The 25,361-nt window shown below is 63.9% G+C and carries 25 protein-coding genes; 20 read left to right on the top strand and 5 right to left on the bottom strand.

Annotation, left to right across the window (positions count from 1 at the left end):
- The first annotated feature begins 4 nt into the window (after positions 1-4).
- On the top strand, positions 5-886 hold the full coding sequence (locus QM672_RS05115; protein ID WP_415081043.1) for a dihydrodipicolinate synthase family protein: 882 nt from the start codon (positions 5-7) through the stop codon (positions 884-886).
- Positions 887-916: 30 nt separating this feature from the next.
- On the opposite strand, the gene QM672_RS05110 is transcribed toward QM672_RS05115, so the two are convergent.
- Positions 917-1,939 carry a LacI family DNA-binding transcriptional regulator gene (locus QM672_RS05110; RefSeq protein ID WP_415081041.1) on the bottom strand — a complete coding sequence of 341 codons (1,023 nt, stop codon included), beginning with the start codon at positions 1,937-1,939 and terminating at the stop codon, positions 917-919.
- Positions 1,940-2,210: 271 nt separating this feature from the next.
- Here QM672_RS05110 and QM672_RS05105 point away from each other — a divergent pair, with 271 nt between their 5' ends.
- Genes QM672_RS05105 through QM672_RS05070 form a run of 8 tightly spaced genes read left to right on the top strand, consistent with a single transcriptional unit; the run spans position 2,211 to position 10,205 of the window.
- Positions 2,211-3,302: a Gfo/Idh/MocA family protein gene (locus QM672_RS05105; RefSeq protein WP_415081039.1), complete on the top strand. Its 1,092-nt coding sequence runs from the start codon at positions 2,211-2,213 to the stop codon at positions 3,300-3,302.
- 36 nt (positions 3,303-3,338) lie between these two features.
- Entirely contained in the window at positions 3,339-4,253 is a 915-nt protein-coding gene (locus QM672_RS05100; protein ID WP_367624714.1) for a sugar phosphate isomerase/epimerase family protein, read from the top strand.
- 18 nt (positions 4,254-4,271) lie between these two features.
- Positions 4,272-5,210 (top strand): substrate-binding domain-containing protein, encoded by a 939-nt coding sequence (locus QM672_RS05095; RefSeq protein WP_415081037.1) that lies wholly within the window; start codon positions 4,272-4,274, stop codon positions 5,208-5,210.
- A 54-nt stretch (positions 5,211-5,264) separates the two neighbouring features.
- Entirely contained in the window at positions 5,265-6,272 is a 1,008-nt protein-coding gene (locus QM672_RS05090; protein ID WP_415081035.1) for an ABC transporter permease, read from the top strand.
- A complete protein-coding gene (locus QM672_RS05085; protein ID WP_394311467.1) occupies positions 6,269-7,051 on the top strand; it encodes an ATP-binding cassette domain-containing protein in 783 nt (260 codons plus the stop codon). The genes QM672_RS05090 and QM672_RS05085 overlap by 4 nt, the downstream gene beginning before the upstream one ends.
- A 2-nt stretch (positions 7,052-7,053) precedes the next feature.
- On the top strand, positions 7,054-8,235 hold the full coding sequence (locus QM672_RS05080; protein ID WP_415081033.1) for an aldose 1-epimerase family protein: 1,182 nt from the start codon (positions 7,054-7,056) through the stop codon (positions 8,233-8,235).
- A gap of 52 nt (positions 8,236-8,287) precedes the next feature.
- Positions 8,288-9,394, top strand: coding sequence for a fatty acid desaturase family protein (locus QM672_RS05075; RefSeq protein ID WP_415081031.1), 1,107 nt, complete (start codon positions 8,288-8,290; stop codon positions 9,392-9,394).
- Positions 9,395-9,404: 10 nt separating this feature from the next.
- Positions 9,405-10,205: a 3-methyl-2-oxobutanoate hydroxymethyltransferase gene (locus tag QM672_RS05070; RefSeq protein WP_415081029.1), complete on the top strand. Its 801-nt coding sequence runs from the start codon at positions 9,405-9,407 to the stop codon at positions 10,203-10,205.
- 99 nt (positions 10,206-10,304) lie between these two features.
- Here the strand turns inward: QM672_RS05070 and QM672_RS05065 are convergent, their stop codons facing one another.
- From QM672_RS05065 to QM672_RS05050, 4 genes are all read right to left on the bottom strand, one after another.
- The gene (locus QM672_RS05065; protein WP_311936859.1) at positions 10,305-10,976 is read right to left on the bottom strand and encodes a uracil-DNA glycosylase family protein; all 672 of its coding nucleotides are present in this window, start codon (positions 10,974-10,976) and stop codon (positions 10,305-10,307) included.
- A gap of 21 nt (positions 10,977-10,997) precedes the next feature.
- Positions 10,998-11,558 (bottom strand): DUF488 family protein, encoded by a 561-nt coding sequence (locus QM672_RS05060; RefSeq protein ID WP_415081027.1) that lies wholly within the window; start codon positions 11,556-11,558, stop codon positions 10,998-11,000.
- Positions 11,559-11,567: 9 nt separating this feature from the next.
- Complete coding sequence (locus QM672_RS05055; RefSeq protein WP_311936865.1) at positions 11,568-11,777, bottom strand: DUF2945 domain-containing protein; 210 nt, start codon at positions 11,775-11,777, stop codon at positions 11,568-11,570.
- A gap of 494 nt (positions 11,778-12,271) precedes the next feature.
- Positions 12,272-13,156, bottom strand: coding sequence for a LysR substrate-binding domain-containing protein (locus QM672_RS05050; protein WP_367624722.1), 885 nt, complete (start codon positions 13,154-13,156; stop codon positions 12,272-12,274).
- A 137-nt stretch (positions 13,157-13,293) separates the two neighbouring features.
- Between QM672_RS05050 and QM672_RS05045 the strand changes: the two genes are divergently transcribed.
- From QM672_RS05045 to QM672_RS04995, 11 genes are all read left to right on the top strand, one after another.
- Positions 13,294-14,487 carry a 2-aminoethylphosphonate--pyruvate transaminase gene (locus QM672_RS05045; protein ID WP_415081024.1) on the top strand — a complete coding sequence of 398 codons (1,194 nt, stop codon included), beginning with the start codon at positions 13,294-13,296 and terminating at the stop codon, positions 14,485-14,487.
- 29 nt (positions 14,488-14,516) lie between these two features.
- A complete protein-coding gene (gene phnA / locus QM672_RS05040; RefSeq protein ID WP_415081022.1) occupies positions 14,517-15,776 on the top strand; it encodes a phosphonoacetate hydrolase in 1,260 nt (419 codons plus the stop codon).
- The gene (gene phnY, locus QM672_RS05035) at positions 15,773-17,227 is read left to right on the top strand and encodes a phosphonoacetaldehyde dehydrogenase (RefSeq protein WP_415081020.1); all 1,455 of its coding nucleotides are present in this window, start codon (positions 15,773-15,775) and stop codon (positions 17,225-17,227) included. The genes phnA and phnY overlap by 4 nt, the downstream gene beginning before the upstream one ends.
- A gap of 6 nt (positions 17,228-17,233) precedes the next feature.
- Entirely contained in the window at positions 17,234-18,358 is a 1,125-nt protein-coding gene (locus tag QM672_RS05030) for a TIGR03364 family FAD-dependent oxidoreductase (protein ID WP_367624725.1), read from the top strand.
- Between the two features lie 34 nt (positions 18,359-18,392).
- Entirely contained in the window at positions 18,393-19,739 is a 1,347-nt protein-coding gene (locus QM672_RS05025) for an aspartate aminotransferase family protein (protein WP_415081018.1), read from the top strand.
- A 7-nt stretch (positions 19,740-19,746) separates the two neighbouring features.
- The gene (locus QM672_RS05020) at positions 19,747-20,760 is read left to right on the top strand and encodes a C-terminal binding protein (RefSeq protein ID WP_415081016.1); all 1,014 of its coding nucleotides are present in this window, start codon (positions 19,747-19,749) and stop codon (positions 20,758-20,760) included.
- 282 nt (positions 20,761-21,042) lie between these two features.
- On the top strand, positions 21,043-22,071 hold the full coding sequence (locus QM672_RS05015; protein WP_311936891.1) for a 2-aminoethylphosphonate ABC transporter substrate-binding protein: 1,029 nt from the start codon (positions 21,043-21,045) through the stop codon (positions 22,069-22,071).
- A 29-nt stretch (positions 22,072-22,100) separates the two neighbouring features.
- Positions 22,101-23,225, top strand: coding sequence for an ABC transporter ATP-binding protein (locus tag QM672_RS05010; protein ID WP_311936894.1), 1,125 nt, complete (start codon positions 22,101-22,103; stop codon positions 23,223-23,225).
- Entirely contained in the window at positions 23,218-24,084 is an 867-nt protein-coding gene (locus tag QM672_RS05005; protein WP_311936897.1) for a 2-aminoethylphosphonate ABC transporter permease subunit, read from the top strand. The genes QM672_RS05010 and QM672_RS05005 overlap by 8 nt, the downstream gene beginning before the upstream one ends.
- Positions 24,068-24,865, top strand: a complete 798-nt coding sequence (locus tag QM672_RS05000; RefSeq protein WP_311936900.1) for an ABC transporter permease subunit — start codon at positions 24,068-24,070, stop codon at positions 24,863-24,865. The genes QM672_RS05005 and QM672_RS05000 overlap by 17 nt, the downstream gene beginning before the upstream one ends.
- Entirely contained in the window at positions 24,862-25,296 is a 435-nt protein-coding gene (locus tag QM672_RS04995) for an NUDIX hydrolase (protein WP_311936902.1), read from the top strand. Before QM672_RS05000 ends, QM672_RS04995 begins: the two co-directional genes overlap by 4 nt.
- Positions 25,297-25,361 lie beyond the last annotated feature (65 nt).

Here is a 25,361-nt window from a genome sequence, read left to right as displayed (position 1 = left end):
CCCCATGTCCAGACAAGCCTTCGTGGCCCTCGTGACCTGCTTCAACGAGGACGAAACCGTCAACTACCAGGCGACGCGCGCCCAGGTTCGCCGCCAGGTCGAGGCCGGCAACAACATCATGTGCGCCGGCACCAACGGCGATTTCACGGCGCTCACTTTCGAGGAAAAGGTCCGATTGACCGAAGAAGTGGTCGATGAGGTCGGCGGCCGCGTCAGGGTGATCGTCAATGCCGGCATGCCGGCGACCTTCGAAACGATCAAGCTGGCGCGCGAATTTGACCGCATCGGCGTCGATGGCATCGCCGTGATCACGCCCTTCTTCATCGCCTGCACGCAGGACGGCCTCATTCGCCATTTCTCGACCGTCGCCGATGCCGTGCAGACGCCAGTCTATCTCTACGACATCCCGGCGCGCACGCAGAACCACATCGAGCCCCAGACCGCTCGAACCCTGGCCCGCCACGGCAACATTGCCGGCATCAAGGACTCGGGGGGCGCGAAGGAGACGCTGGAGGCCTACCTTCAGGTTTCCAAGGAAGTCGATGGCTTCCAGGTCTATTCCGGGCCCGATCATCTGGTGCTGTGGGCGCTCCAGAATGGCGCAGCCGGCTGCATATCGGGCCTGGGCAATGCGATGCCGCATGTCCTGGCCGGCATTTTGAGCGCCTTCAACTCCGGCAATGTTGCCGAGGCGGAAAGACAGCAGGCTATTTTCGCCGCTTTTCGCACCGACCTCTACGCGCTCGGATTTGCTCCCGCCATGGTCAAGCGCGCGCTCTATCTGCAGGACGCCTCGGTTGGCGCCAGCCGCCAGCCGGCGTTGCTGCCCAATGACGAGCAGGATGCGCAAGTCGCCAACCTCCTGCGCCAATATGGCATGCTCTGATTTGGCCGGCTTTCCGGGTGGCTGCGCCTCTCAGACCTCCGGAATATTCTCTTTGAACACCACTTGCAGGCGCGGCGGATGGGCAATGATCGGCTGATCTCGCAAGGAGTGGATCAGCGTATTCAGCGCTTCGCGCGCCTCCACGCGCGGGTTCTGGTCGATGACCGCATCGAGCGTACCGTCCAGCAGCAACGGCTTGGTGTCCTCGGTGACCTCATGCCCGACGAAGACGACCGAGTTCGCACGGCCGCATTCTTTCAGGGCACGGGCGATGCCGGGAATGCCGGCACCGATATTGTAGATGGCGGCGAGGTCCGGATGATGTTGCAGCAGCGCCTTGGTTTCCGCATAGGCGCGTTCGTTGTCGTCACCCATTTCGCGAAGCTCCACGATGCGCAGCCCGGGATTCTCCTCGGCGAGGATGTGGCGAAAGCCCATCTCTCGTTCCTCATGGCCGCGATAGGACAATGACCCGGCCAGCAGCCCGACCTTGCCCGTCCTGCCGGCACCCATGAAGCGGCCGGCGAGATAGCCGGCAAGGCGGCCCGCCGCCCGGTTGTCGATGCCGACATAGGCGACGCGCGGCACGGACTGGATGTCGGAAACGATCGTCACGATCCTGACGCCGGTGGCCGCCAGCGACCGGATCGCCTCGCGCACGGTGGGATGATCCAGCGCGATCACCCCTACTCCGTCGGTTTCCCCCTGCAGGTCGTAGAGCGCCCGGGCGAGCCTGTCCGGCGTGAAGTCGTCGACCGTGTGGATCCGCGCGTCGACACCGGCGCGATAGGCCGCCTGCTCTCCAATCTGCTCGCACAGCTTGCGCATGAAGGCGTTGGAACGGGAGGGCAGCACGAAATCGAGGCGCAGACTGCGCCCGCTTCCCGCATCCTGCACCGCGCCATCCTCGAGCACATAGCCGAGGCGCTGGGCGGTCTGCAGAATGATCTCGCGGGTCCGGCCGCGTACGCCGGGACGCCCGTTCAGGACACGATCGACCGTTGCCGACGAGAAACCGGCCTCTCGCGCAACGTCTGACAGGGTGGCACGCAATCTGGGACTCGCCTTCCGAATGCGGCACGGATGCCGCCTTTTGTGATTCTGATTGAAAATGATGGATTTTTTGCGGGCCGAGTGCAAGCGACACCCAGGCCCCGGAAATTGCCGGCCGCTATTTATCCACCTGTTTTAGCTTGTGTTTTCGACATCTTCTTCAAGTCTTCCAAGCCGGATGATTTACAATGATTTCAAATGATGTTGACATCAAAATCCATCAACATCAATATCGCCCGAAAGGTCGGACAAACAGACCTAGGGAGGATGCATGAACGAACCCAGGCATTTCGCGCCGGATGCCCCGGTGCGCACCAGGCGCTACGCGATCGGCTGCATCGGTGCCGGCATGATCATGGCCGAATGCCATCTGGCGGCCTACAAGGAGGTGGGCTTCCCCGTCGTCGCCATCGCGTCCCGCACCAAGACGAATGCCGAAAAGGTTGCCGCCCGCTGGCAGATCCCGACCGTACATGACACGCCCGAGGCCCTGATCGAGGATACCGACGTCGAGATCCTCGATCTTGCCTTTCCGCCGGACCAGCAGCCGGCCCTCATCCGCCATGCCCTCAAGCAAAGGCACGTCAAGGCGATCCTCGCCCAAAAGCCGCTTGCCCTGTCCTTGTCGGAAGCCATCAAGCTGCGGGACGAGGCCGAGGCCGCCGGCAAGATCCTCTCCGTCAACCAGAACATGCGCTACGACCAGTCGATGCGCGTGCTCAAGCAGGTCCTCGACGCCGGCGACCTCGGGCAGGTGGTGTTCGCCCAGATCGACATGCATGCAATCCCCCATTGGCAGCCCTTCCTGCGCAATTACGACCGGCTGACGCTCGCCAATATGAGCGTGCATCACCTTGACGTGCTGCGCTTCCTGTTCGGCGATCCCGACGAGATCACCACCCTCACCCGCAAGGACCCCCGCACCGCCTTCGACCATCGCGACGGCATCACGGTCTCGACCCTACGCTTTGCCTCGGGGGTGCTGGCGCTGTCGCTCGAAGACGTCTGGTCGGGCCCGAGGCAGGAAGGCTATCGCGACGACCAGCACATCACCTGGCGCGTGGAGGGAACCGAAGGCGTGGCCAAGGGCAGCATCGGCTGGCCCACAGGCGCCCCGTCCACCTTCAGCTATGCATCGGCCAAGGCCACGGGCGGCGAGTGGGTCACGCCGCAATGGCAGACCATGTGGTTCCCGCACGCCTTCATCGGCGTGATGGAGCAGCTTCAGCATGCGGTGGAAACCGGAACCGCCCCGGCCCTTTCGGTCGCCGACAATGTCAGGACGATGGCGCTGGTGGAGGCGGGATATCGCTCCATCACGGAAAGCCGCACCGTCAGGCTCAGCGAAATACCCATCCATTGAAAATCAAGAAATATCGATACGGGAAGGAAATCGACCATGATGCAGGCAGGTATCTTCACCGGCTATTTTCCCTATAGCCTGGAGGAAACGGCGAAGAAGATCCGTTCGCTCGACTTCAACACCGTGCAGCTCGACCTGCATTTCAAGGATGTCGACCTCTCCGCCGGCCAGATCACCAAGGACAAGGCGAAGAAGGTGCGCGATACCTTCCGCGACCACCACCTGCCGATCTGCTGCATCTCCGGCTACACCAACATCATCCATCCCGACAAAGCCGAGCGCGAGAAGCGCGTCGGCTATCTCAAGGAGATCATCCGCAACGCCCGCCATTTCGGCTCGCCCTATGTGATCTCCGAAACGGGAACCTTCAACACCGAATCCGACTGGGTGCATCATCCCAGGAACAAGACCGAGGAAGGCTTCGAGGAATGCCGCAAGGTGATCGCCGACCTCGCCCAGACGGCCTATGACCACGGCGCGGTCTTCCTGCTCGAAACCTATGTGAACAATGTCGTCGGCTCGGTCGAGGAAACCGTGCGCATGTTCGCCCAGGTCGACCATCCCGGCCTCGGCCTGCTGATGGATCCGACCAATTATTTCGAGACCCACAACATCGACCGGATGGACCAGATCCTCAACCAGGTCTTCGACACGCTCAGTGACAAGATCCGGATCGCCCATGCCAAGGACGTGAAGCGTTCGGGCGACGACAAGAGCGAGAAACATGCCGATATCGGCGACGCGGATGCCCTCGAAAGCCATACCTTCCGTGGTGTCGGCGAGATCGAACTGCCCGCCCCCGGCCTCGGCTCCCTCAATTACGATCTCTATTTGCAGCGTCTTGCCCAGAAGCACCCCAACATTCCGGTGATCATCGAGCATCTGTCCGAGGAGGACGTGCCCCGCGCCAAAAAATTCCTCGACGGCAAGTTCCGCGACAACGGTCTTTGAAGGTCGAGGGAGGCGAACATGTTGAAATTCGGACTGAAGCTTGCCGCCGCAGCCGCCTTGCTGGCCATGGCGATCACCGCGCCGCAGGCGCAGGAGCAACAGAAGACCTTCTACCTTCTCTCCCATGGCGGACCGTCCGACGCGTTCTGGATCGACTGGAACGCCGGCGCCGCCAAGGCCTGCGACCAGCTCAAGGTCACTTGCAAGATTTCCTTCAGCGGCGGCGACATGGCCGCCCAGAAGGAGGCCTTCAACTCGGCCATCGCCGCCAAGCCGGATGGCATCGCCACCACTTCGGCGCAGCCGGGCCTGTGGACGGAGGAGGTGAAGGCGGCCAAGGCAGCCGGCATCCCCATCATCTTCTACAACACCGATGACGTCGCCACCGGCCGCCAGGCCTATGTCGGCGCCGATCTCAAGGAGGCCGGCGTCACCTGGGCGAAATATCTGGTCGACAAGAAGCTGGTGAAGCAGGGCGACAAGGTCTTCCTGCCCGTCGAGGTGCCCGGCGCCAGCTACCAGCAGCTGGAGACGGCGGGCATCGCCAGCGTCTTCGATCCGCTCGGCATCAAATATGACGTGGTCGATTGCGGTACCGATCCAGCCGGCATCATCGCCAAGATGACGGACTATATGATCGCCAACAAGCCGCCGGCGATCATCGCCCTTGGCGATTCCGTCGCCGCCAGCGTCAAGCGCGTCTTCGAGGGCGCCGGCGTTTCGGCCGGCCAGATCCCGGTGGTCGGCTGGGGCAATTCGAGGGAGACGGCCGAGGCGGTCAAGGCAGGCTATGTCAACGCCGCCGCCTGGCAATACCCCTCGGCGCAAGGCTTCATGCCCGTCGCTCTCCTCAACCTTGCCGCCTCGGGCCAGCCCATCGGCTACGACGTGCACACCTTCAGCCTCTACGACGCTTCCAGCGTCGAGCCGATCCTGAAGCTCTACGCCGGCAAGTAACCGAAGGGGCCGGCCTCGGCCGGAACCCTCCTTTTCGCAGCGAATGGGACCGTCATGGCTTTGGTCGTGGAAAACAACACTCCCGGAAGGAGCCTGCGGGCGAGCCTGCCGCGCTCGCCCCAGATGGCATCGCTCGTCATCCTCCTCGTGGCCCTGGCGGGCTTCGCCGTGGCCGACGCCAATTTCCTTTCCCCGCTCAACATCACCAACATGATGGCGTTCCTGCCCGAGCTCGGCATCATCGCGCTCGGCATGACGCTGCTGCTGACGGCAGGCGAGTTCGACCTTTCGGTCGGCGCCGTCTTCGCACTGGCGCCGGTGCTGGTGATGCTGCTGGTGCAGCAGGGCGTGATGGATATCGGTCCCGCCCTGCTGGTCGGTCTCCTCCTCTGCGTCGCGATCGGCTGGGTCAACGGCGTGATCGTGACGAAGATCGGCATCTCCTCCTTCCTCGTCACGCTTTCCATGCTGCTGATCCTGCGGGGCGTGGCCCTCTACATCACCCAGGGCTTCCCCCTGAAATCGTGGGACCAGCCCGGTCCCTGGGTGACGCTGCTGGCCGGCAGCTTCCAGGCCGGAGCCTTCAAACTCTACACCTCGCTATGGTGGTTCATCGGCCTCACCGGCCTGTGCATCTATCTGCTGAACTACGCCAAGCTCGGCAACTGGATCAGCGCCATCGGCTCGAACCGCAATGCCGCGCTTGCCCGCGGCGTGCCGGCCGATGCCGTGAAGATCTGGCTGTTCATCCTGACCTCGGTGCTCGCCGGGCTTGCCGGCATGATCAGCGCCTTCCGCATCTCCGCCGCTTCCCCGGTGGCCGGCACCGGCTATGAACTCGAGGTCATCGCGATGGTCGTGGTGGGCGGCACCGCCCTCACCGGCGGACGAGGCACCATCTTCGGCACCGTGGTCGGCGTGCTCATGCTGCGCGCCATCCGCAACGGCATCGTACTGATCGGCGTGCCGGGCCTCGCCTACAACATCTTTCTCGGCGGCATCATCCTGGTGATGCTGATCCTGCACGCCTTGCTGCAGAAGAATGGCGGGAGGCGCCGATGACGAGAGAAGTGCTGCGGCTCGAAAACCTGCGGAAGTCCTTCGGCAGCGTGCAGGCCCTCAAGGGTGCCTCGCTGACATTGCGCGAAAGCGAGGTCGTCGCCCTGCTCGGGGACAATGGCGCCGGCAAGTCCACCCTGATCAAGGCGATCTCCGGCGTCCATCCGAGCGATGGCGGCGCCATCTATGTGCGCGGCGACAAGGCCTCCATCCGCTCGGCGCGCGATGCCATGGATCTCGGTATCGAGACGATCCATCAGGACACCTCCCTCGCCCCGGATCTCAGCATTGCACGCAACCTCTTCCTCGGCCGGGAGCCGGTGAAGCTGAGCTGGCTCGGCGTATTCGCCCCGATTGATTTCGGCGAGTTGCGCCGCGTGGCGGCGGCCTTGCTGAAGCGCGTCGGCATTTCCAAGAAGCTCGACGCCGATGCCCTGGTCTCCACGCTCTCCGGCGGCGAGCGCCAGTCCATCGCCATTTCCCGCGCCATGCAGTTCGCCGCCAAGGTGATCATCCTCGACGAGCCGACCAACAATCTCGGCGTGGAGGAGACCCATGGCGTGCTGCGCTTCGTGCGGGAGATGCGCGATGCAGGCCACAGCGTGCTGTTCATCACCCACAACATCCACCACGTCTTCGAAGTCTGCGACCGCCTGGTGGTGATGCGTCGCGGCGAGGTCGTCGCGGAGAAGACGGTGGCGGAGACCGATCTCCTCACGGTCGAGGGCATCATCATGGGCGTCGACATCAAGGCGCTGCTCAAGGATGCGAAGGCGCATTGAGAATGGTCGAACTGTTCGGACGCTCCCTCACGCGCCGCCAGATCGGCGAACGGGCCGGCATGCTGTCGCAATTCGCCGGCGTGCGGCTGATGACATTGGGCGACGGCGTCGAGCGCGGCATCCGCCTGCTGGAGTTCCGCACCGGCACGGGCCTGCGTTTCACCGTGCTGGTCGACCGCGCGCTCGACATCGCCGACTGCGAGTATCGGGGGCAATCCATCGGCTGGCATTCCCCGACCGGTTTCAGGCATCCGGGCCTGCATGAATATGAGGGGGAGAACGGCCTTGCCTGGGCCCGTTCCTTCTCCGGCCTCACGGTGACCTGCGGCCTCGACCATATCCTCGGTCCCGAGGAAACGCCGGCCGACAGCTACAATTATCCCGGCAAGAAGAGCATCAAGCATTCGCTGCATGGCCGCATCGGCACCATTCCCGCCCGCCTGACTGGCTATGGCGAGAGCTGGAACGGCGAGCACTGCGTGCTCTGGGCGGAGGGCATCGTGCAGCAATCGGCCGTGTTCGGCGAGGACCTGCATCTCCTGCGGCGCATCGAGGCCGATCTCGGCGGCAACGAGATCCGCATCCGCGACCGCGTGGTCAATCACGGCTTCCGGCGCACGCCGCATATGTATTTCTATCATATCAATATTGGCCATCCCGTGCTCGACCAGGGCTCGCGCTACCTCGCCCCCATCGAGGATGTCGCCTGGGCTGCCCATGACGGCGAGGCCTATCGCCAACAGGAGATCGGCTATCGCGTGGCCCCCGCCCCCCAGGCCGGCTTCCGCGAGCAGGTCTGGCAGCACAGGCTCGCTGCCAATGCCGCTGGCGAACAACCGGTGGCCCTCGTCAATGACCGCATCGGCCTAGGGCTGATGGTGGTGACGCGGCAGGACCAACTGCCCTGCCTCTATCAATGGCAGAACTTCCAGCCCGGCGAATATGTCCTCGGCATCGAACCCTCGACGCATCACGTTCTCGGCGATCTCGCCGCGCGCGAGCGCGGCGAGATGATCTGGCTGGAGCATGGCGAGGAGCGCCGCTACCAGGCGACCTTCAAGGTCCTCGACGGCAGCGCCGAGATCGTGGCGGCGGAAGGCCTCATCACCGGTATCGCCCGCCAACCCTCGGAGGACTTCCCCCCGCCATCCGGACTGTTCCCGCACCTGGAGGGACGCTCGTGACGAGGGGATCAAGCGGGAAAGATGTGGGCCGAGGCCCGGAAAACCACACGAAATGAACGGCATGGCCATGGCGACGATGCATAGGAAACGGGATTACAGCCTGGTCGGCGACAGCACGCGCCAGGCCATCGAGACGGGATTGGCATCCGCGGAGTGGTACCACACCGACATCCCCCGCAAGGTCATGAAGGAGTTGATGCAGCGCTCCGATGGACCTGCCATCCGCGACACCGTGATCTGGATTGCCGCCATCCTCCTATCCGCGGCCGGCGGCATCTGGTTCTGGGGCAGCTGGTGGTGCCTGCCCTTCTTCTTCGTCTATGGCGTGCTCTACGGTTCCTCCAGCGACTCGCGCTGGCACGAATGCGGTCACGGTACCGCCTTTCGCACCCGCTGGATGAACGATGTGGTCTACCAGATCGCCAGCTTCATGCTGATGCGCAATCCCGTCACCTGGCGCTGGAGCCACGCCCGCCACCACACCGACACCATCATCGTCGGGCGCGATGCCGAGATCGCCGTGATGAGGCCGCCGGACCTGATCCGGCTGGTGCTGAACTTCATCGGCATCATCGACGCCTGGTATTCGCTGATCGCCCTCGGCCGCAACGCGCTGGGCATCCTGACGCCCGACGAGCAGAGTTTCATTCCCGAGATGGAGCGGCACAAGGCCGTGACGGCGGCACGCTGGCATATGGCGATCTATCTTGCCGCCATCGTCGCTGCGCTCGCCGCCTGGTCCTGGCTGCCGCTGATGCTGATCGGCCTGCCGCGCCTCTATGGCTGCTGGCACATGGTGATGACCGGCCTGCTTCAGCATATCGGCCTTGCCGACAATGTGACGGACCACCGGCTCAACACCCGCACCGTCTACATGAACCCGATCAGCCGCTTCATCTACTGGAACATGAACTACCATGTGGAACACCACATGTTCCCGATGGTGCCCTATCATGCCCTGCCCAGGCTGCATGACCTGATCAAGCATGACCTGCCCGCACCGAACCCGTCGATGTGGCACGCCTATCGCGAGGTGTTTCCGGTCGTGCTGCGCCAGCTTCGCAACGAGGATTATTTCCTGCTGCGGGAGCTGCCGCCCACCGCCCGGCCCTATCGCGCCGAATTCCATGAATTGGCCGTGGCCGCGGCCGCCGAGTGAGAACCACGCAATGACCCGCACCAGACCCACGATTGCCGACCTGCGCGCCCTCAAGGGCCGGAAGCAGCTGACCATGCTCCGCGTCACCACGCTGGAGGAAGCCGAGGCCGCCGAGCGGGCGGGCGTGGACATCGTCTCCATTCCGCCCGAGCTGATCCTCGACCCGCGCTATCGCGATGCCGCGCCGAGCCTGTTCTCCATGCCGGGCGAGAACTTCTACGAGATCGGCACGGCCGACGACTTCGTGCGCTGGTCGTTCCGCATGATCAAGGCCTCCGCCGATGCGGTCTATTGCAGCGCCTCCTATGCCACGATCAAGCGCATGGCGGACGAGGCGGTCCCCGTCATCGGCCATGTCGGCCTGATCCCCTCGCGCAAGACCTGGACAGGCGGCTTCAAGGCCGTCGGCAAGACGGCCGACAGCGCCCTGCAAATTTTCGAGGCCGTCAAGCAGCTCGAAGTGGCCGGCGCCTTCGGAGCCGAGATCGAGGTGGTGCCGGTGGAGGTCGCCGAGGCGATCGCGCAGCGCACCGGCCTCTTCATGCTGTCGATGGGGGCCGGCGCCGGCTGTGACGCGCAATATCTGTTCGCCGAGGATATCCTCGGCATGAACCGCGGCCACATGCCCAGGCACTCCAAGGTCTATCGCAATTTCGCTGCCGAGTATGATCGCCTGCAGGCCGAGCGCGTTGCGGCCTTCCGCGAATATGTGTCGGATGTGGGCGCCAATGCCTATCCGCAGGAACGGCACATCGTGCATATGCCGCCAGATGAATTGAAGGCGTTCATGACGAAGCTTGAGGTGAGCTGAGGCTGGCCTCCAAATCAGGCCTGATGCCGTAAGAGTCCCCGCTATCGCTTCGCTTGCTGCTGGAAGCCCGTATCCATTTTGGGTCACGGTATTCCATCATCACAGCAGAACATCCCGTATGTCCGCCTGCAGCACAGGCAACACATCGGTCTCGAACCACGGATTCTGGCTCAGCCATTTGTTGTTGTGCCAGGACGGATGAGGCAACGGAAACCTGCGCATCCGCGGGTCGCTTTGATAGACCTCGCGCCACCGCCTGACCGTTTCATTGACACCCCATCGTCCGGCTTCCGGTCCGAGGTGCCAACGCTGGGCATAGGAACCGATGACCAGCAACAGCCTCACATTCGGCATTTGAGAGAACAGCCGGGAGCGCCAGAGCTCTGCGCACTCCCGGCGGGGCGGCAGATCGCCGCCGTTCGACGTCAATCCCGGAAAGCAAAATCCCATCGGCAGAATGGCAACCTTCGACGGATCGTAGAAGCTCGCTTCGTCAACTCCCAGCCACCGCCTCAAACGCACGCCGGACGGGTCGTCGAAGGGACGACCGCTCTTGTACACTCTGGTTCCCGGTGCCTGGCCGGCTATGCAGATACGCGCATCTTGCGATGCCTGAATGACCGGCCTTGGCTCATGAGCCAGCGGCATGCCGTACCGGGGGTCATCGCGGCAGATGCGGCAGGCGCGGATACTGCTCAGCAGTGCCTCAAACGGGGAGGCCTGGTCGCTCGTCTTTGAAACGTGGGGCTCGAGGGGCGTCACTGATTTCATTGAATGGTCACCGCACGGCCTTCATGGCTGCTCCGCGGCTGGGCTATTGCGGGGTGCCGGATAGATAATCGTCGCGTCTGCTTCGACCATGGCACCCGTCGTGAGTTGCGCACGCTCAAGGCGCCCCTCTCCCATGATGTGGAAAACGATCTCTCCCTCGGCGATCAAATAGTCCGCCACGATGCGGCGGTGACATCGCCACCACACCGCTTCCGAACACATGATCGCCGAGCGCTTCTTGTGTCCCTCGCTGCGCAGGCGCTCCAAGCCTTCGTGAAACTCACCCGAAAGTGCATAGTCGGCGTAATTGTGGAAGCTCTCGTTTGTCCAAAAGCCATTGCGATCCCGAGGGAATGCTCCGAACTTGCCGCGAAGGCCACCAAGCGCAGCAATGTAATCGTATGAAATCTGGAAAGCCGAGAGGGAGCCGGGCAAGCGATCCTGATTGAATTGCGGGTTGGCTCTCGACATCGGGATCTTCCTGATATCGACGAGCAGCTCAACCTGCGCCTGACGCAGAAGGTCGACAAACTCTTCGATGCGCCGGTTGGAATGGCCGATGGTGAAGAAGGGCGGCTTCACGCGCCTGCTTCACACATGGTCGAGGGCACTGCCCTTGTGAGCGGCGACATGGTCGGTCTTGTCGCTCTTGATCTCATATTGGGGATCGTCTTCCGTCGCACGGTGGGTATGTCCCTTATAGTCGAAATCACGTGTGTGGATCGCGATAATTGTCCCCGATACGCGGCCTGCCTCGGAATTCCAGGTCACGTGATCGCCGATCTCAAATCGTTTGGTCATCCCGCCAACTCCTCGCACGCGCGTCATTTCGATCCTGGTCATGGGCTTGATGGACGGCCGAGGCAGTCTCGCCTGCTTTGGCGGCTTGCGGCGAAGTCAACCTGATCCCGCCGCGCATTCATGCTGCCATTCTCCATCGAGACAGCGCTCGACGACAGGCCGACTGAATCACGCTCCACGACCACAAGAAGCCTCGCTTCCTGGCCTCGCGAAACAACATTTAACATAACAAAACTTCTGATCAGCAAGAAGCCGGCCTAGCGTGTTCCCTGCTTCTGCTGCCCCCAGCGGAAGCCAAATCGACCGAGCCCCGCAACGCTTGGTCAACAGGCCCGGTCGCCCCACCCAAACCTCAGCGACCGGGCCACCTGCCACCGCACCGTCCGATTGCCGGAAAACGTCGAGTTGGCTCTGCGACAGCGATTTTCCTGACGCGTCCCCGGAGCGATGCCTCGTCGCGGCCGGCCAATGCCGCTGTCGAGAAGAAGGAGGGCCTAACCGCTCATTGGGATCCGGTTGGCAAGTTCCCTCGCAATGCCCAGAAAAGCGCGGATGGCTTTGGCATCGCTTCGCTCGCTCAGGCAGACCAGCGCCTCTTCCATCAGCATTGGAGGGCCCGAGATCGGGATTCTCATGAGCCGGCCGTCGTTGCCGAACTCGGCCTCGGAAACGAAACCAAGGCCGGCGCCCGAAGCCACGATCTCACGGACAGCTTCGCGTCCCTCCGCCTCGATGGCATATTTCAGCCTGATGCCGGCATCGGCCGCCCCGTCCTCCAGGCGCTTGCGGGTCTTGGAGCCACGCTCGCGAATGACGAGGGGCATCGTGGCCAGATCGGCAAAGGAAAGGCTCTTGCGTCCACCAAGGTCGAAATCTGCCGCGGCAAAGGCGACGATCGGCGTGGCGTTGAGGGCGATGATCTCGAAGTCGCGGCCCGCCGGCACCTCCCCCACGACACCGATATCCGCTTCATAGTTGAACAGGCTCTTGATGACCGTTTCGGTGTTGCCGGACCGGACGGTGACGTGGACCCCCTGATAACGCCGGCGGAACTCGCCCATGATATGCAGCACGTGGTGGGCCGCATCGGCGACGATGCGCAGCGTCCCGGCCCGAAGAGAACGGGATTCCGACAAGAGCTCGAGAGCCTGATTCTCCATTTCGAACATGCGCCGCGTCACAGCCAGAAGTCGTTCTCCGGCCTCCGTCAGCACGACCTGCTTGCGCTGCCGATTGAACAGAAGCGTGTCATATTCCTCCTCCAGCTTGCGAACCTGGTCGGAGATCGCCGGCTGGGTCAGCAGCAATTCGCTGGCGGCCCGCGAAAAGCCGCCCGAGATCGCCACATAGTGAAAGGCGCGGAGTTGAACATAGCGCATCGGCAATCATCCCCAGGGCTCGATATCGTCCACATATAATCACAGCTTATATACGGATACAAAATAACGATTTTTAGAATAGATTGTGCCGGTCCTATATGGTCGCCGAACGAACGGCATCTGATGAGGACCGGCCCATGCACGATGGTGCGTCGACGCAAGCTTTTGCCCCTCCCCTGCTCGGTGAGCCCTATCTGCTGACCCCCGGCCCGCTGACCACTTCAGCCGAGGTGAAACAGGCCATGCTGCGCGACTGGGGCTCCTGGGATGCCGATTTCCGTGCCATGACCGTCGAGCTTCGGCGGGGCCTGCTCGCTTTGACCGGCGACCGCAGGGGCGACTATGATTGCGTGCCCATGCAGGGGTCCGGCTCGTTCTGCGTCGAGGCCATGCTCGGTTCATTCGTCCCCAAGGACGGCAAGGTCCTTGTCCTGGCCAATGGCGCCTATGGTCTGCGGGCCGCCGAAACCATGCGCTATATTGGCCGCCCCTACACCCTGATCGACAAGGGCGACTACCTGCCTCCGCGCGGCGAGGAAGTTGCGGCCGCGCTCGACGCGGATCCGGGGATCACCCACGTCCTCGCCATCCATTGCGAAACCTCCTCCGGCATTCTCAACCCGGTGGCCGAGATCGCCGCCGTGGTCGAGAGCAAGGGACGCAAACTCCTCATCGATTCCATGAGTGCCTTCGGCGCCATCCGCCTCGACGTCAACGAGATCGCCTTCGAGGCCATGGTGTCCTCCGCCAACAAATGCATCGAGGGCGTGCCGGGCTTCGGCTTCGTGATTGCCCGCAAGGATGCGCTGAAGGCGGCTGAGGGCAACAGCCACTCGCTCAGCCTCGACGTCCACGCGCAATGGGCCACGATGGAAAAGACCGGGCAGTGGCGCTATACGCCACCCACCCATGTGGTCGCGGCCTTCCTCCAGGCCCTGCGCATGCATACCGCCGAGGGCGGCGTGGCAGGGCGGGGTGCCCGCTATATCAGGAACCGCGATGTGATGGTAGCCGGCATGCGCGAGCTCGGCTTCGAGACGCTGCTCTCCGACACCTGGCTCTCGCCCATCATCGTGACCTTCTTCTGCCCCGCCGATCCGAATTTCGTTTTCGGCCGCTTCTACGAACAGATGAAACAAAAGGGGTTCATCATCTATCCCGGCAAGCTGACGGTGGTCGAGTCCTTCCGCGTCGGCTGCATCGGACGGATGGATGAGCATGTCATGCGCAAGGTGGTCGAGGCGGCCCGCCAGTCCCTCGCCGAGATGAAGGTTGCTTCCGCCGCCCCGCCCGCCGACGCCATTGCCGAACGCGCAAAGCTCGCCGCCTGAGGCGGCCCTTATTGAAGGATCGATCCTCGATGAACCAAATGTCCCCCGTCTCGGTCTCCGCCAACGAGCGCAATTACGCCTGGCCGCGCGTGCCGGCCATCGCCATCTGTCTCGACGGCTGCGAGCCAGCCTATCTCGACGAAGCCATCAAGGCCGGCTTGATGCCGGCCCTCGAGCGCATCCTGCGGAAGGGAACGGCCAGCACCGCGCACAGCGTCATTCCCAGCTTCACCAACCCCAACAATTTGTCGATCGTCACCGGGCGCCCGCCCGCCGTGCACGGCATCTGCGGCAACTACCTCTACAACCCCGAAACGGGCGAGGAGGTGATGATGAACGATCCCAAATTCCTGCGCGCGCCGACGGTGTTCAAGGCATTCTACGATGCCGGGGCCAAGGTTGCCGTGGTCACCGCCAAGGACAAGTTGCGCGCCCTCCTGGGCCACGGCCTGTCCTATGACGACGACCGTGCCATCTGCTTCTCCTCGGAAAAGGCCAGCACCACCACCAAGGCTGCCAACGGCATCGAGGATGCCTCCAAATGGCTGGGGCGCCCGGTGCCGGACGTCTATTCGGCGGAACTGTCGGAATTCGTGTTCGCCGCCGGCGTCAAGCTTCTGCGCGAATTCCGCCCCGACGTCATGTATCTGACGACGACAGACTACATTCAGCACAAATACGCCCCCGGCGTGCCGCAGGCGAACGCCTTCTACGCCATGTTTGACAGATATCTCGCCGAGCTCGACGCGTTGGGTGCCGCCATCGTCGTAACTGCCGACCACGGCATGAAGCCGAAGCATCATGCGGACGGCTCGCCCAACGTGGTCTATGTCCAGGACCTGCTGGATGAATGGCTCGGCAAGGATGCCGCCCGCGTCATCCTGCCGATCACCGACCCCTATGTGGTGCATCACGGCGCACTGGGCTCGTTCGCCACCGCCTATCTGCCCAAGGGCGCGGACCGGGAGGCCATCATCGCCAGGCTGCGTGCTATCCAGGACATGACGCTGGTGCTCGGGCGCGAGGAGGGCTGCCGGCGCTTCGAACTGCCGGAGGACCGCATCGGCGACATCGTCATGGTCTCGGGCGAGAACAAGACGATCGGCACGTCCGAGCACCGCCACGACCTTGCCGCGCTCGACGAACCGCTACGCTCGCATGGCGGCCTGACCGAGCAGGCGGTACCCTTCATCGTGAACCGCCCCCTGCCCGACCTGCCGCAGGCGCCGGCCCTGCGCAATTTCGACGCCTTCTACTACGCCACCCTCGCAGCGGCTCAGCCAAAATGAACACACCCGAGAAAACCATCAAGGTCCGCCATGAACCGATGCGGATCGCCGGCGGCCTGGTCGAGGCCGAGGCAATCCTCGAGGTGCGCTATCCCTATACCGATACGGTCGTCGGCACCGTGCCGGCCGGGCGGGCCGAACATGCCAGCCAGGCCTTCGAGATCGCAGCCGGCTACCAGTCGAAGCTGACGCGCTACGACCGCCAGAAGATCCTGTTGAAGACGGCCGAGCTCATCAACGCCCGCAAGGACGAGATTTCCGATCTCGTCACCAGCGAACTCGGCATTTCCAAGCAGGACTCGCTCTATGAGGTCGGGCGCGCCTTCGATGTCTTCACCCTCGCCGGCCAGATGTGCATCCACGACGATGGCCAGATCTTCTCCTGCGACCTCACCCCGCATGGCAAGCAACGGCGGATCTTCACCCAGCGCGAGCCCCTCACGGCGATTTCGGCGATCACGCCCTTCAACCACCCGCTCAACATGGTTGCGCACAAGGTGGCACCGGCCATCGCCACCAACAATTGCGTGGTGGTGAAGCCGACGGAACTCACGCCGATGACGGCGCTGGTCCTGGCGGACATTCTCTACGAGGCCGGCCTGCCGCCGCAGATGCTCTCGGTGGTGACGGGATGGCCCGCCGAGATCGGTGATGAAATGATCACCAATCCCCATATCGACCTGATCACCTTCACCGGCGGCGTGCCCGTCGGCAAGATGATCGCCTCCAAGGCCGGCTACAAGCGCCAGGTCCTGGAGCTCGGCGGCAACGACCCGCTGATCGTCCTCAACGATCTCGATGACGCCGACCTCGCCAGGGCGGCGGATCTCGCCGTCGCCGGCGCCACCAAGAATTCCGGCCAGCGCTGCACCGCCGTCAAGCGCATCCTGGTGCAGGAGAAGGTCGCCGATCGCTTCGTGCCCCTGGTGCTCGAACGCGCCAAGGCCATCCGCTTCGGCGACCCCTTCGATCCAGCCACCCAGCTCGGCACGGTGGTGCATGAGAAGGCGGCCGCCCTGTTCGAAAAGCGCGTCCATATGGCGGCTGAGGCCGGCGCCGAGATCCTTTACGATCCCGGCCGCCAGGGCGCACTGCTGCCGCCGATCGTCGTCGACAGGGTGCCGCATGCGAGCGAGCTCGTCATGGAGGAAACCTTTGGCCCGATCGTCCCGATCATTCGCGCCCCCGATGACGACGAGGCCTTGATCGCACTGTCGAACTCGACGGCCTTCGGCCTGTCCTCGGGCGTATGCACCAACGACTTCCGGCGCATGCAGGCCTTCATCACCGGCCTCCGGGTCGGCACCGTCAATATCTGGGAAGTGCCGGGCTATCGCATCGAGATGAGCCCCTTCGGCGGCATCAAGGATTCGGGCAACGGCTACAAGGAAGGCGTGATCGAGGCGATGAAGTCCTTCACCAACGTCAAGACCTTCTCATTGCCGTGGTAGCGCTTCATGCCCGAGACCTTTGATCTTGCCGTGGTCGGGGCCGGCATTGTCGGCCTCGGCCATGCGCTGGCAGCCGCCCGGCGCGGGCTGCGGGTCGTGGTCGTCGATCGCGACAGCGCGGCCAATGGTGCCTCCATCCGCAATTTCGGCCTGGTCGTCGTCAGCGGCCAGACGCCGGGTCTTTCCTATCGACGCGCCCGGCGCAGCCGGGAGGTCTGGCTTGCGACGGCGGCCGAGGCCGGGATCGACATCCTCCATCGCGGCATGGTGATCGCCGCCCAGCGCCCCGAGGCGCTCGACGCCATCGCGGCGTTCTGCACCACGCCCGAAGGCGCCTCATGCCAGGCCTTGACGGCAGCCGAACTGGCGGAGCGCGAGCCCTCCCTCGCCGGTTCCGGCGCAATCGGCGGCTTCTTCAGCCCGCATGAATTGCGGGTCGAATCCTCCCTCGCCTTGCCCCGCCTCGTCGAATGGCTCCGGACGCGTCACGACGTCAGCTTCCGCTTCGGCACGGCGGTACGGGGGGTCGAACCCGGCCGGCTTCGCACCAGCGTGGGGGATATTGCGGCCTCGCGCATCGCGATCTGCCCGGGCGATGATCTTGCCACCCTTTTCAGCGAGACGATCGCAGAATACAGGGTGCGGCGCTGCAAGCTGCAGATGCTGCGCCTCGCCGATCCCGGCTTCAGGCTCAATTCGGCGCTGATGTCCGATCTCAGCCTCCTGCGCTACGGTGCCTTTGCCGCAATGCCGGAAACGGCGGCGCTGCGCCGGCGGCTCGAAAGCGAGCGGGCAAGCGCCCTGGAGAATGGCGTTCATCTCATCGTCACCCAATCGGCCGATGGCTCCCTGGTCGTGGGCGATTCACATCATTACGGCACCACGCCGGATCCCTTCGCCTCCACCGAAGTCGACGCCCTGATCCTGGCCGAATACGAGGCTCTGTTCCGCGCGTCGCCTCCCCGTGTCACCGCCCATTGGGTCGGCACCTACGCGTCCTCGTCGAAAGACGAGGCGCTGCGCCTGAACCCCTGCGACGGCGTAAGGCTGGTGATCGTGACCAGCGGCACGGGTGCGAGCACCGGTTTTGCTCTCGGCGAGGAGACGATTGCCGAGCTTTTTGGAGACTGAAGAGGGAGCGGGCTCGGCCCGGCTGTGAAGCGCCATGACCCTGATCCATACCGAGGGCGAATCCAATACCGCCCAGGCGCGGCATGACTGGAACGCCCGGCAGCATCACGCTGCCTCGGCCGCGCTGCTGCAGCGCGATGCCGACGTCTTCCTGCATCAGAGCCTGTCCAGCCCCTGCGTGTCGACCATCGCCAAGGCCGAGGGCATCTGGATCGAGGACCTCGCCGGCCGGCGCTACATGGATTTCCACGGCAACAGCGTCCATCACGTCGGCTATGGGCATCCGCGCCTCAAGGAAGCGATCCGGGCGCAGATGGATGAGCTGCCCTTCGCCCCCCGGCGCTTTACCTGCGAGACGGCGGTCGAACTGGCCGAAACGCTGGCCGAACTCACGCCGGGCGATCTCGGCAAGGTGCTGTTCACCACGGGCGGCTCGGATGCCATCGAGGTCGCGCTCAAGCTGGCACGTGCCGCGACCGGCCGGTTCAAGACCTTGTCCTTCTGGGATGCATTCCACGGCGCCGGTTTCGGTGCCTCCAGCGTCGGCGGCGAGGCGACGTTCCGTTCGGGTATTGCCGGGCCCCTCCTGCCGGGCAGCGAACATGTCGCGCCGTGGGCCCTGCATCACTGCCCCTATGGCACGAATTCGCTGGAGGAGTCGGCCCGCGCCTGCGCCAGCATGATCTCCTATGTCCTGGCCCGCGAAGGCGACATCGCCGCCTTCATCGCCGAACCCATGCGCGCGACCCCGCTCGTTCCCGCGCCGGGGTTCTGGAAAAGCGTGCGCGAAGCCTGCGACCGGCATGGCACGCTGCTGATCTTCGACGAGATTCCGACCGGCCTCGGCAAGACCGGCAAATTCTTCGCCTCCGAACATGACGGCGTCACCCCCGACATCCTGGTGCTCGGCAAGTCGCTGGGTGGCGGCATCCTGCCCATCGCCGCCGTCATCGCCCGTCGCGGCCTCGATGTCGCCGGCGACTATGCGATCGGCCACTACACCCATGAAAAGAACCCGGTCACCACCCGGGCCGCGCTGACCACCATCGCCATCATCCGCGAGGAGGGCCTCCCCGAACGCGCCAGGGAACTGGGCGATCACGCCATGAACCGCATGCGCGAGCTGATCGCCCGCTCCCCGCATGTCGGCGACGTGCGCGGCCGAGGATTGATCTTCGGCGTCGAGCTCGTCGAGGACCGGCAGGGGCTTCAGCCCAATCACGCCCTGGCCGAGCGGGTCTATTATCGCTGCCTGGAAAACGGCCTCTCTTTCAAGATCAGCCAGGGCAATGTGCTGACGCTGTCGCCGCCGCTGACCATCGCCAGGGCAGACCTCGACCGCGCGCTCGGCATCGTCGAAGAGGCGGTCCTGGCGGGATGAGGGCGCGATGGTGAAGGCGGTCAGGACCGACGGGGAACTCGAATGCCCCGCCGTCGATGCGGGGCTCAGGGCTCATGGCGTCGAGCTCGCCATCCTGCCGGAAGGCATTTCGGAAGGCGATCTATGCGCGGCCATTGCCGACGCCGACCTCTTGCTGATGTGCTACACGCCGATCACCGCCCGGGTGATCGAAGCCGCGCCCCGGCTGAAGGGCATCGTCAAATATGGCGTCGGCATCGATGCGATCGACATCCCGGCGGCCATGGCGCGGGGCATCCCCGTGGTCAACATACCCGATTATGCCGAGGAAACGGTGGCCGAAGCCGCCTTCGCCCTGATGATCGCGCTCGCCAGACGCTTGCCGGCCATCACCCATGCGGTTGCCGAACAAGGCTGGGTCTGGCCGGAGGCGCGCTGGCTCGGGCGCGATATCGCCGGCGCGACGCTGGGCCTGGTCGGCTGCGGCAGGATCGGCCGCAGCCTTGCCCGCATGGCCGGGGCCGGCTTTCGCGCCCGCGTCCTCGGCTATGATCCCTATCTCGACGCCGCAGCCATGCGCGGGGCCGGTATCGAAAAGGTCGATGCCTTGCCTGACCTGTTGGCCGCAAGCGATTTCATCTCGATCCACACCGTGCTCAACCAGAGCACGCGGGGCATGATCGGAGCGGCGGAACTCGCCTGCATGAAGCGGACCGCCATCCTGATCAACGTGTCGCGCGGCGCACTGGTCGACGAAGCAGCCCTGGTCGATGCGGTGATGGAAGAGCGCCTGGGCGGCGTCGGCCTCGATACCTATTCGCTCGAACCCTTGCGCAAGGCCGGCCACCCGATGAGCCCGCTCTATCGTCATGACAACGTCATCCTGCTTCCGCATCTTGCTTTCTTCACGGTCGAAGCCATGCAGCGCCTGGAAGCGGACACCTTGACCCGCTGCGAGGAGATCCTTCAGGGCCGGCCGGTGACGGTTCGTTCCAACGACCCCCGCCTGCGAGCACAGCGCGCCGGCATTCGGTTTGCCTGAAGCATTTTGCGATCCGGCGGCAATCGCAAAGACCTGTCGAAACAAAGAGTTGGGGGCAAGAGCACGCTCGTGCTGGGGCGTGCCTTGCTCGTGGAAACGCGTGAAATTGCGGCCTCGACCCAACCATAAGCCTGACCTTTCATTGCATAAGATAAATAGATTTTACTTATCGGACGCTTGAAAACACATTTCGCTAAGGCGTTCGGCTCCGGCCGCGGCAAGAGACAGGCAAAAGCGAAGAAAGCCGCCAAACGCTCACATCCGTCCCGAGAGGAGAACGTCATGAAATCCAGGTTCGCCCTGATTGCAGCCCTGATGTTAGCCGGCATGGCCGTTCCGGCCCATGCCGATGGCGTGGTCACCATCTACAGCGCCGATGGGCTGCACGACGGCACGCCGAGCTGGTTCGGCGATCAGTTCGAAGCCTTCACCAAGGCGACCGGCATCGAGGTCCAATATGTCGAAGCGGGATCGAGCGGCGTGGTCGATCGCCTGGCCAAGGAAAAGTCCAACACCCAGGCCGACGTGCTGGTGACGCTGCCGCCCTTCATGCAGAAGGCCGCTGCCGACAGCCTGATCGAAGCCTATAACCCGGCCGGAGCCGACAAGATCGAGGCCCGCGACAAGGACGCCGGCGGCCGCTTCTATGCCCTGGTGAACAACTACCCCAACTTCATCTACAACGCCGAGGTCCTCAAGCAGCCTCCGGCGAAATATGAGGATCTCCTCGATCCCAAATTCAAGCAGAAGCTGCAATATTCGACACCGGGACAGGCCGGTGACGGCACGGCCTTCATGCTGCAGACCTTTCATGCCTTCGGCAGCAAGGAGAAGGGGCTCGACTTTCTCAAGAAGCTCCAGGCCAACAATCTCGGCCCTTCCGCCTCGACCGGCAAATTGACTGCGCTGGTCAACAAGGGCGAGCTCTACGTCGCCAATGGCGACATGCAGATGAACCTGTCCCAGCAGGCTGACAATCCCAACATCCAGATCTTCGTGCCGGCAGGCCCCGACGGCAAGAAGACGTTGTTCGCCCTGCCCTATTACATCGCCTTGGTGAAGGGCGCGCCCAACTCGGAAAATGGCAAGAAACTCATCGACTTCCTGCTGTCCGCGGAAGCGCAGAAGCAGGTCAGCGTCGTCGCCAAGGGCCTGCCCGTGCGCAATGACGTCAAGCCCGAGGACGAGAACTACAAGAAGCTCCAGGCCATGCTGCAGGGTGTCGAGATCTGGAGCCCGGACTGGGTGGGCGTGCTGTCCGGATTGAAGGACAATGTCGCTGCCTACAATTCAGCCATTTCGAGCAATTGAGAGCCGACAGGGCGATGGCGAGCGCGCAGTTGAAAACCGGTCCGGGCACCGAAGCCAAGACCGCCGCTCCCGGCGGCAGTCGCATCGGCTTCGAGGACGTCTCGGTTACCTATGGTAATCTGACGGTTCTGCATTCCCTCACGCTGACCGTGAATCCGGGCGAGGTCGTCGCCCTGATCGGCCCCTCGGGCTCAGGCAAGACAACGGCGCTGCGCGCCGTTGCAGGCTTCGTACGGCCCTCCTCGGGCCGGATCATGATCGGCGAGCGCAACGTGACGCATCTCGCCCCCTATGATCGCAAGATCGGCATGGTGGTGCAGAACTATGCCCTGTTCCCGCATATGCGCGTCGACGAGAACGTCGCCTTCGGCCTGCGGGCCCATGGCGCCCGCGAAGACGTCATCCGCCAGCGCGTGCCCGAATGCCTGGCGATGGTGGGCATGTCCGCCTATGCGCGGCGCTTTCCGCGCGAGCTTTCGGGCGGGCAGCAGCAGCGTGTCGCCATCGCCCGTGCCCTGGCGCCACGGCCGCAGGTCCTGCTGCTCGACGAGCCGCTTTCGGCCCTCGATGCCCAGATCCGCCGCGCCATGATCGACGAAATCGCCAAGCTTCATACCAGCCTGCCCAACCTGACGGTGCTCTACGTCACGCATGACCAGTCCGAAGCCCTTACGCTGGCCAACCATATCGGCATCATGCGGGACGGCAAATTGCGCGCCTTCGGCACGTCCCAGTCCCTGTTCCGCAATCCCCCGAACCGTTTTGCGGCGGAATTCCTGGGCCGGGCGAATCTGATGCCGGTCAAGGACCTGCAGCCGACCGAGAACGGGCATGCCCGGGTGAGTTTCGGCGACACCTTTCTCTTCGCCCGCAACCATCACCGTCTCGCCGGCGGTAGCGACTGCCTGCTCTGCGTCCGGCCGCACGATTTCCGCTTTACCCGGGCGACCTCCGAGCCCAATGCCCTCAAGGCTACCGTACTGAGCGTGCAATGGCAGGGCGATGTCCAGAACATCACCTTCGAAACGGGCGGGCACACGGTTCGCATGACGACGCCGCCGATGGCCGATCCGCCGCAGGCCGGCGAGAGCGTGCGCATCCATTTCGAGCCCGGTGACGTCACGCTGGTTCCAGAGGATCCCGCCCATGGCTGACATTGCGCTCGGCGCGGCCCCGGCGCGGCGCAATCTCGACGGGTTCTGGATCCTGCCGCCTCTTCTCGTGCTGGCGCTGCTGTTCTTCTACCCCCTCGCCCTCATCATCCGCGCCTCGCTCGGGGACGGTCCGCCCTCGCTCGCCACCTTCGAGCAGGTCCTCGGCTCGCGCCAGTTCGTCGACGGGCTCTACCACACCATCGTCATCGCGATCTGCTCCACCATCGGCTGCCTGCTGCTGGGCTTCGTCCTGTCGGTGGTGTTCGCCTTCGTGCCCTTTCCCGGCGCCAAACTTGCAGGCCGTCTGATCGACACGGTGATCGCACTGCCGACCTTCCTCGTTACCCTTGCCTTCACCTTCATATATGGCTCGGCCGGCATTCTCAACGAAACGCTGATGCACGCCTTCGCCCTGCAGCTGCCCCCCATCGACTTTCTCTATTCGCAATGGGGGGTCGTGCTGGCGGAGGTGACTGTTTACACGCCCTTCGTCATGCGCCCGCTCCTCGCCACCTTCTCGCAGATCGATCATGCCCAGATCGAGGTGGCAAGCAGCCTCGGCGCCCGGCCCCTGCGCATCGTGCGGAAGGTCATCTTCCCGGCCGCCCTGCCGGCCCTGGTCGCCGGCGGGAGCCTATGCCTGCTGCTCACCGTCAATGAATTCGGCATCGTGCTGTTCATCGGCGCCAAGGACGTCATCACCCTGCCGCTGCTGATCTACAGCAAGGCGATCCAGGAGTTCGACTATGCGACCGCCTGCGTCATTGCCGTGGTGAACATCGCGCTCTCGCTCGGCCTCTACACGCTCTATCGCATCATCGTCGCTCACTTCGGAGGCAGCAATGCTGGTGTGGTCTAAAGCCGAGCGTGGGGCCGTTTGGGCGGCCGTGGTGCCGCTCTTCCTCCTCGTCTACGGCCTGCCGATCGGAGTGATCGTCCTCGCCAGCTTCAGCGGGCAGTGGAACGACATCCTGCCCTCGCACCTGACCACCCAGCATTATGCCGACGCCTTTCGCACGGCATCCTTCGCTTCGCTCAAGGCCAGCATCCTCACAGGCATCATCGCCAGCCTGGCGGCGCTCGTCTGCGGCACCTGGGCGGCCCTGGCGCTTCGCCGTTTCAAGCCCTTGCCCAAGCGCGTGCTCGACCTCTTCTTCTTCGTGCCGAGCGCGGTTCCCTCCGTCTCCATCGGCCTCGGCCTGCTGGTCGCCTTCAGCCAGCCGCCCTTCCTGCTCAACGGCACGCGGCTGATCGTCCTGATCGCACATTTCATGCTGATTGCGGCCTTCACCTACGGCACGGTCACTGCCGGCCTTGCCCGCCTTCCGATCGACTGCGAACAGGTTGCCGAGAGCCTGGGCGCCCGCCCCTTCTACCGACTGCGGCGCGTGACGCTGCCCTTGCTCACGCCCTATCTGATCGCCGCCTTCAGCCTCTCCTTCGCCCTGTCGATGGGAGAGCTCGGGGCAACCGTCATGGTCTATCCGCCGGGCTGGGTCACCCTGCCGGTTCGCATCTTCTCGCTATCGGACCGCGGCGCGATCTTTGATGCTGCCACGCTGACGACGATCTTGGGTGCCGCGACCCTGATCGTGCTGATCACCTTGACGCGTATCTCGAGCAGGGTGATGTCGAGGTGACGCAGGACCTTGCAAGGCCCTCGCCCTCATTGCGCCAGGTGGCGGCCCTGCCCGTCCGGATCAAGGCCGGACGCCTGGAGACCTGCCTTGTGACGACCCGCACGACAAGGCGGTGGACCTTGCCGAAGGGCTGGCCGATCAAAGGGCGCAAGGATCCCCAGGCGGCAAGGATCGAAGCAAAGCAGGAAGCCGGCCTTGTCGGCAAGGCCGACAAAAAGCCGATCGGCACCTATCCCTACTGGAAACGCCTCGATACCCATTTTGCCCTGGTCGAAACCACCGTCTATCGCGTCGAGGTCAAGGCGACCTTGAAGAAATGGAAGGAGCAGGGCCAACGCGAGGTTCAATGGGTGCCGCTGGAGGAAGCGGCGCTTCTCGTCGCCGAACCAGGTCTTGCCCGCTTGCTGCGCGACCTGACCCATCGAGCCTAACTATGCGCGGTCCCCCGCCTCGCCAAGACTGCGAACGTTGCTCCAGGCCACCACCAATCGATCCG

Source organism: Labrys sp. (in: a-proteobacteria) (genome assembly GCF_047605565.1).
In the GTDB taxonomy this organism is placed as follows: Bacteria; Pseudomonadota; Alphaproteobacteria; order Rhizobiales; family Labraceae; genus Labrys; species Labrys neptuniae.
This window is presented reverse-complemented; position numbering and strand designations above follow the sequence as displayed.

Coding starts and splice junctions, on each gene's coding strand:
- QM672_RS05115 (WP_415081043.1), top strand. CDS start 5: ATGTCCAGACAAGCCTTCGTGGCCCTCGTGACCTGCTTCAACGAGGAC.
- QM672_RS05105 (WP_415081039.1), top strand. CDS start 2,211: ATGAACGAACCCAGGCATTTCGCGCCGGATGCCCCGGTGCGCACCAGG.
- QM672_RS05100 (WP_367624714.1), top strand. CDS start 3,339: ATGATGCAGGCAGGTATCTTCACCGGCTATTTTCCCTATAGCCTGGAG.
- QM672_RS05095 (WP_415081037.1), top strand. CDS start 4,272: ATGTTGAAATTCGGACTGAAGCTTGCCGCCGCAGCCGCCTTGCTGGCC.
- QM672_RS05090 (WP_415081035.1), top strand. CDS start 5,265: ATGGCTTTGGTCGTGGAAAACAACACTCCCGGAAGGAGCCTGCGGGCG.
- QM672_RS05085 (WP_394311467.1), top strand. CDS start 6,269: ATGACGAGAGAAGTGCTGCGGCTCGAAAACCTGCGGAAGTCCTTCGGC.
- QM672_RS05080 (WP_415081033.1), top strand. CDS start 7,054: ATGGTCGAACTGTTCGGACGCTCCCTCACGCGCCGCCAGATCGGCGAA.
- QM672_RS05075 (WP_415081031.1), top strand. CDS start 8,288: ATGAACGGCATGGCCATGGCGACGATGCATAGGAAACGGGATTACAGC.
- QM672_RS05070 (WP_415081029.1), top strand. CDS start 9,405: ATGACCCGCACCAGACCCACGATTGCCGACCTGCGCGCCCTCAAGGGC.
- QM672_RS05065 (WP_311936859.1), bottom strand. CDS start 10,976: ATGAAATCAGTGACGCCCCTCGAGCCCCACGTTTCAAAGACGAGCGAC.
- QM672_RS05055 (WP_311936865.1), bottom strand. CDS start 11,777: ATGACCAAACGATTTGAGATCGGCGATCACGTGACCTGGAATTCCGAG.
- QM672_RS05050 (WP_367624722.1), bottom strand. CDS start 13,156: ATGCGCTATGTTCAACTCCGCGCCTTTCACTATGTGGCGATCTCGGGC.
- QM672_RS05045 (WP_415081024.1), top strand. CDS start 13,294: ATGCACGATGGTGCGTCGACGCAAGCTTTTGCCCCTCCCCTGCTCGGT.
- phnA (WP_415081022.1), top strand. CDS start 14,517: ATGAACCAAATGTCCCCCGTCTCGGTCTCCGCCAACGAGCGCAATTAC.
- phnY (WP_415081020.1), top strand. CDS start 15,773: ATGAACACACCCGAGAAAACCATCAAGGTCCGCCATGAACCGATGCGG.
- QM672_RS05030 (WP_367624725.1), top strand. CDS start 17,234: ATGCCCGAGACCTTTGATCTTGCCGTGGTCGGGGCCGGCATTGTCGGC.
- QM672_RS05025 (WP_415081018.1), top strand. CDS start 18,393: ATGACCCTGATCCATACCGAGGGCGAATCCAATACCGCCCAGGCGCGG.
- QM672_RS05020 (WP_415081016.1), top strand. CDS start 19,747: ATGGTGAAGGCGGTCAGGACCGACGGGGAACTCGAATGCCCCGCCGTC.
- QM672_RS05015 (WP_311936891.1), top strand. CDS start 21,043: ATGAAATCCAGGTTCGCCCTGATTGCAGCCCTGATGTTAGCCGGCATG.
- QM672_RS05005 (WP_311936897.1), top strand. CDS start 23,218: ATGGCTGACATTGCGCTCGGCGCGGCCCCGGCGCGGCGCAATCTCGAC.
- QM672_RS05000 (WP_311936900.1), top strand. CDS start 24,068: ATGCTGGTGTGGTCTAAAGCCGAGCGTGGGGCCGTTTGGGCGGCCGTG.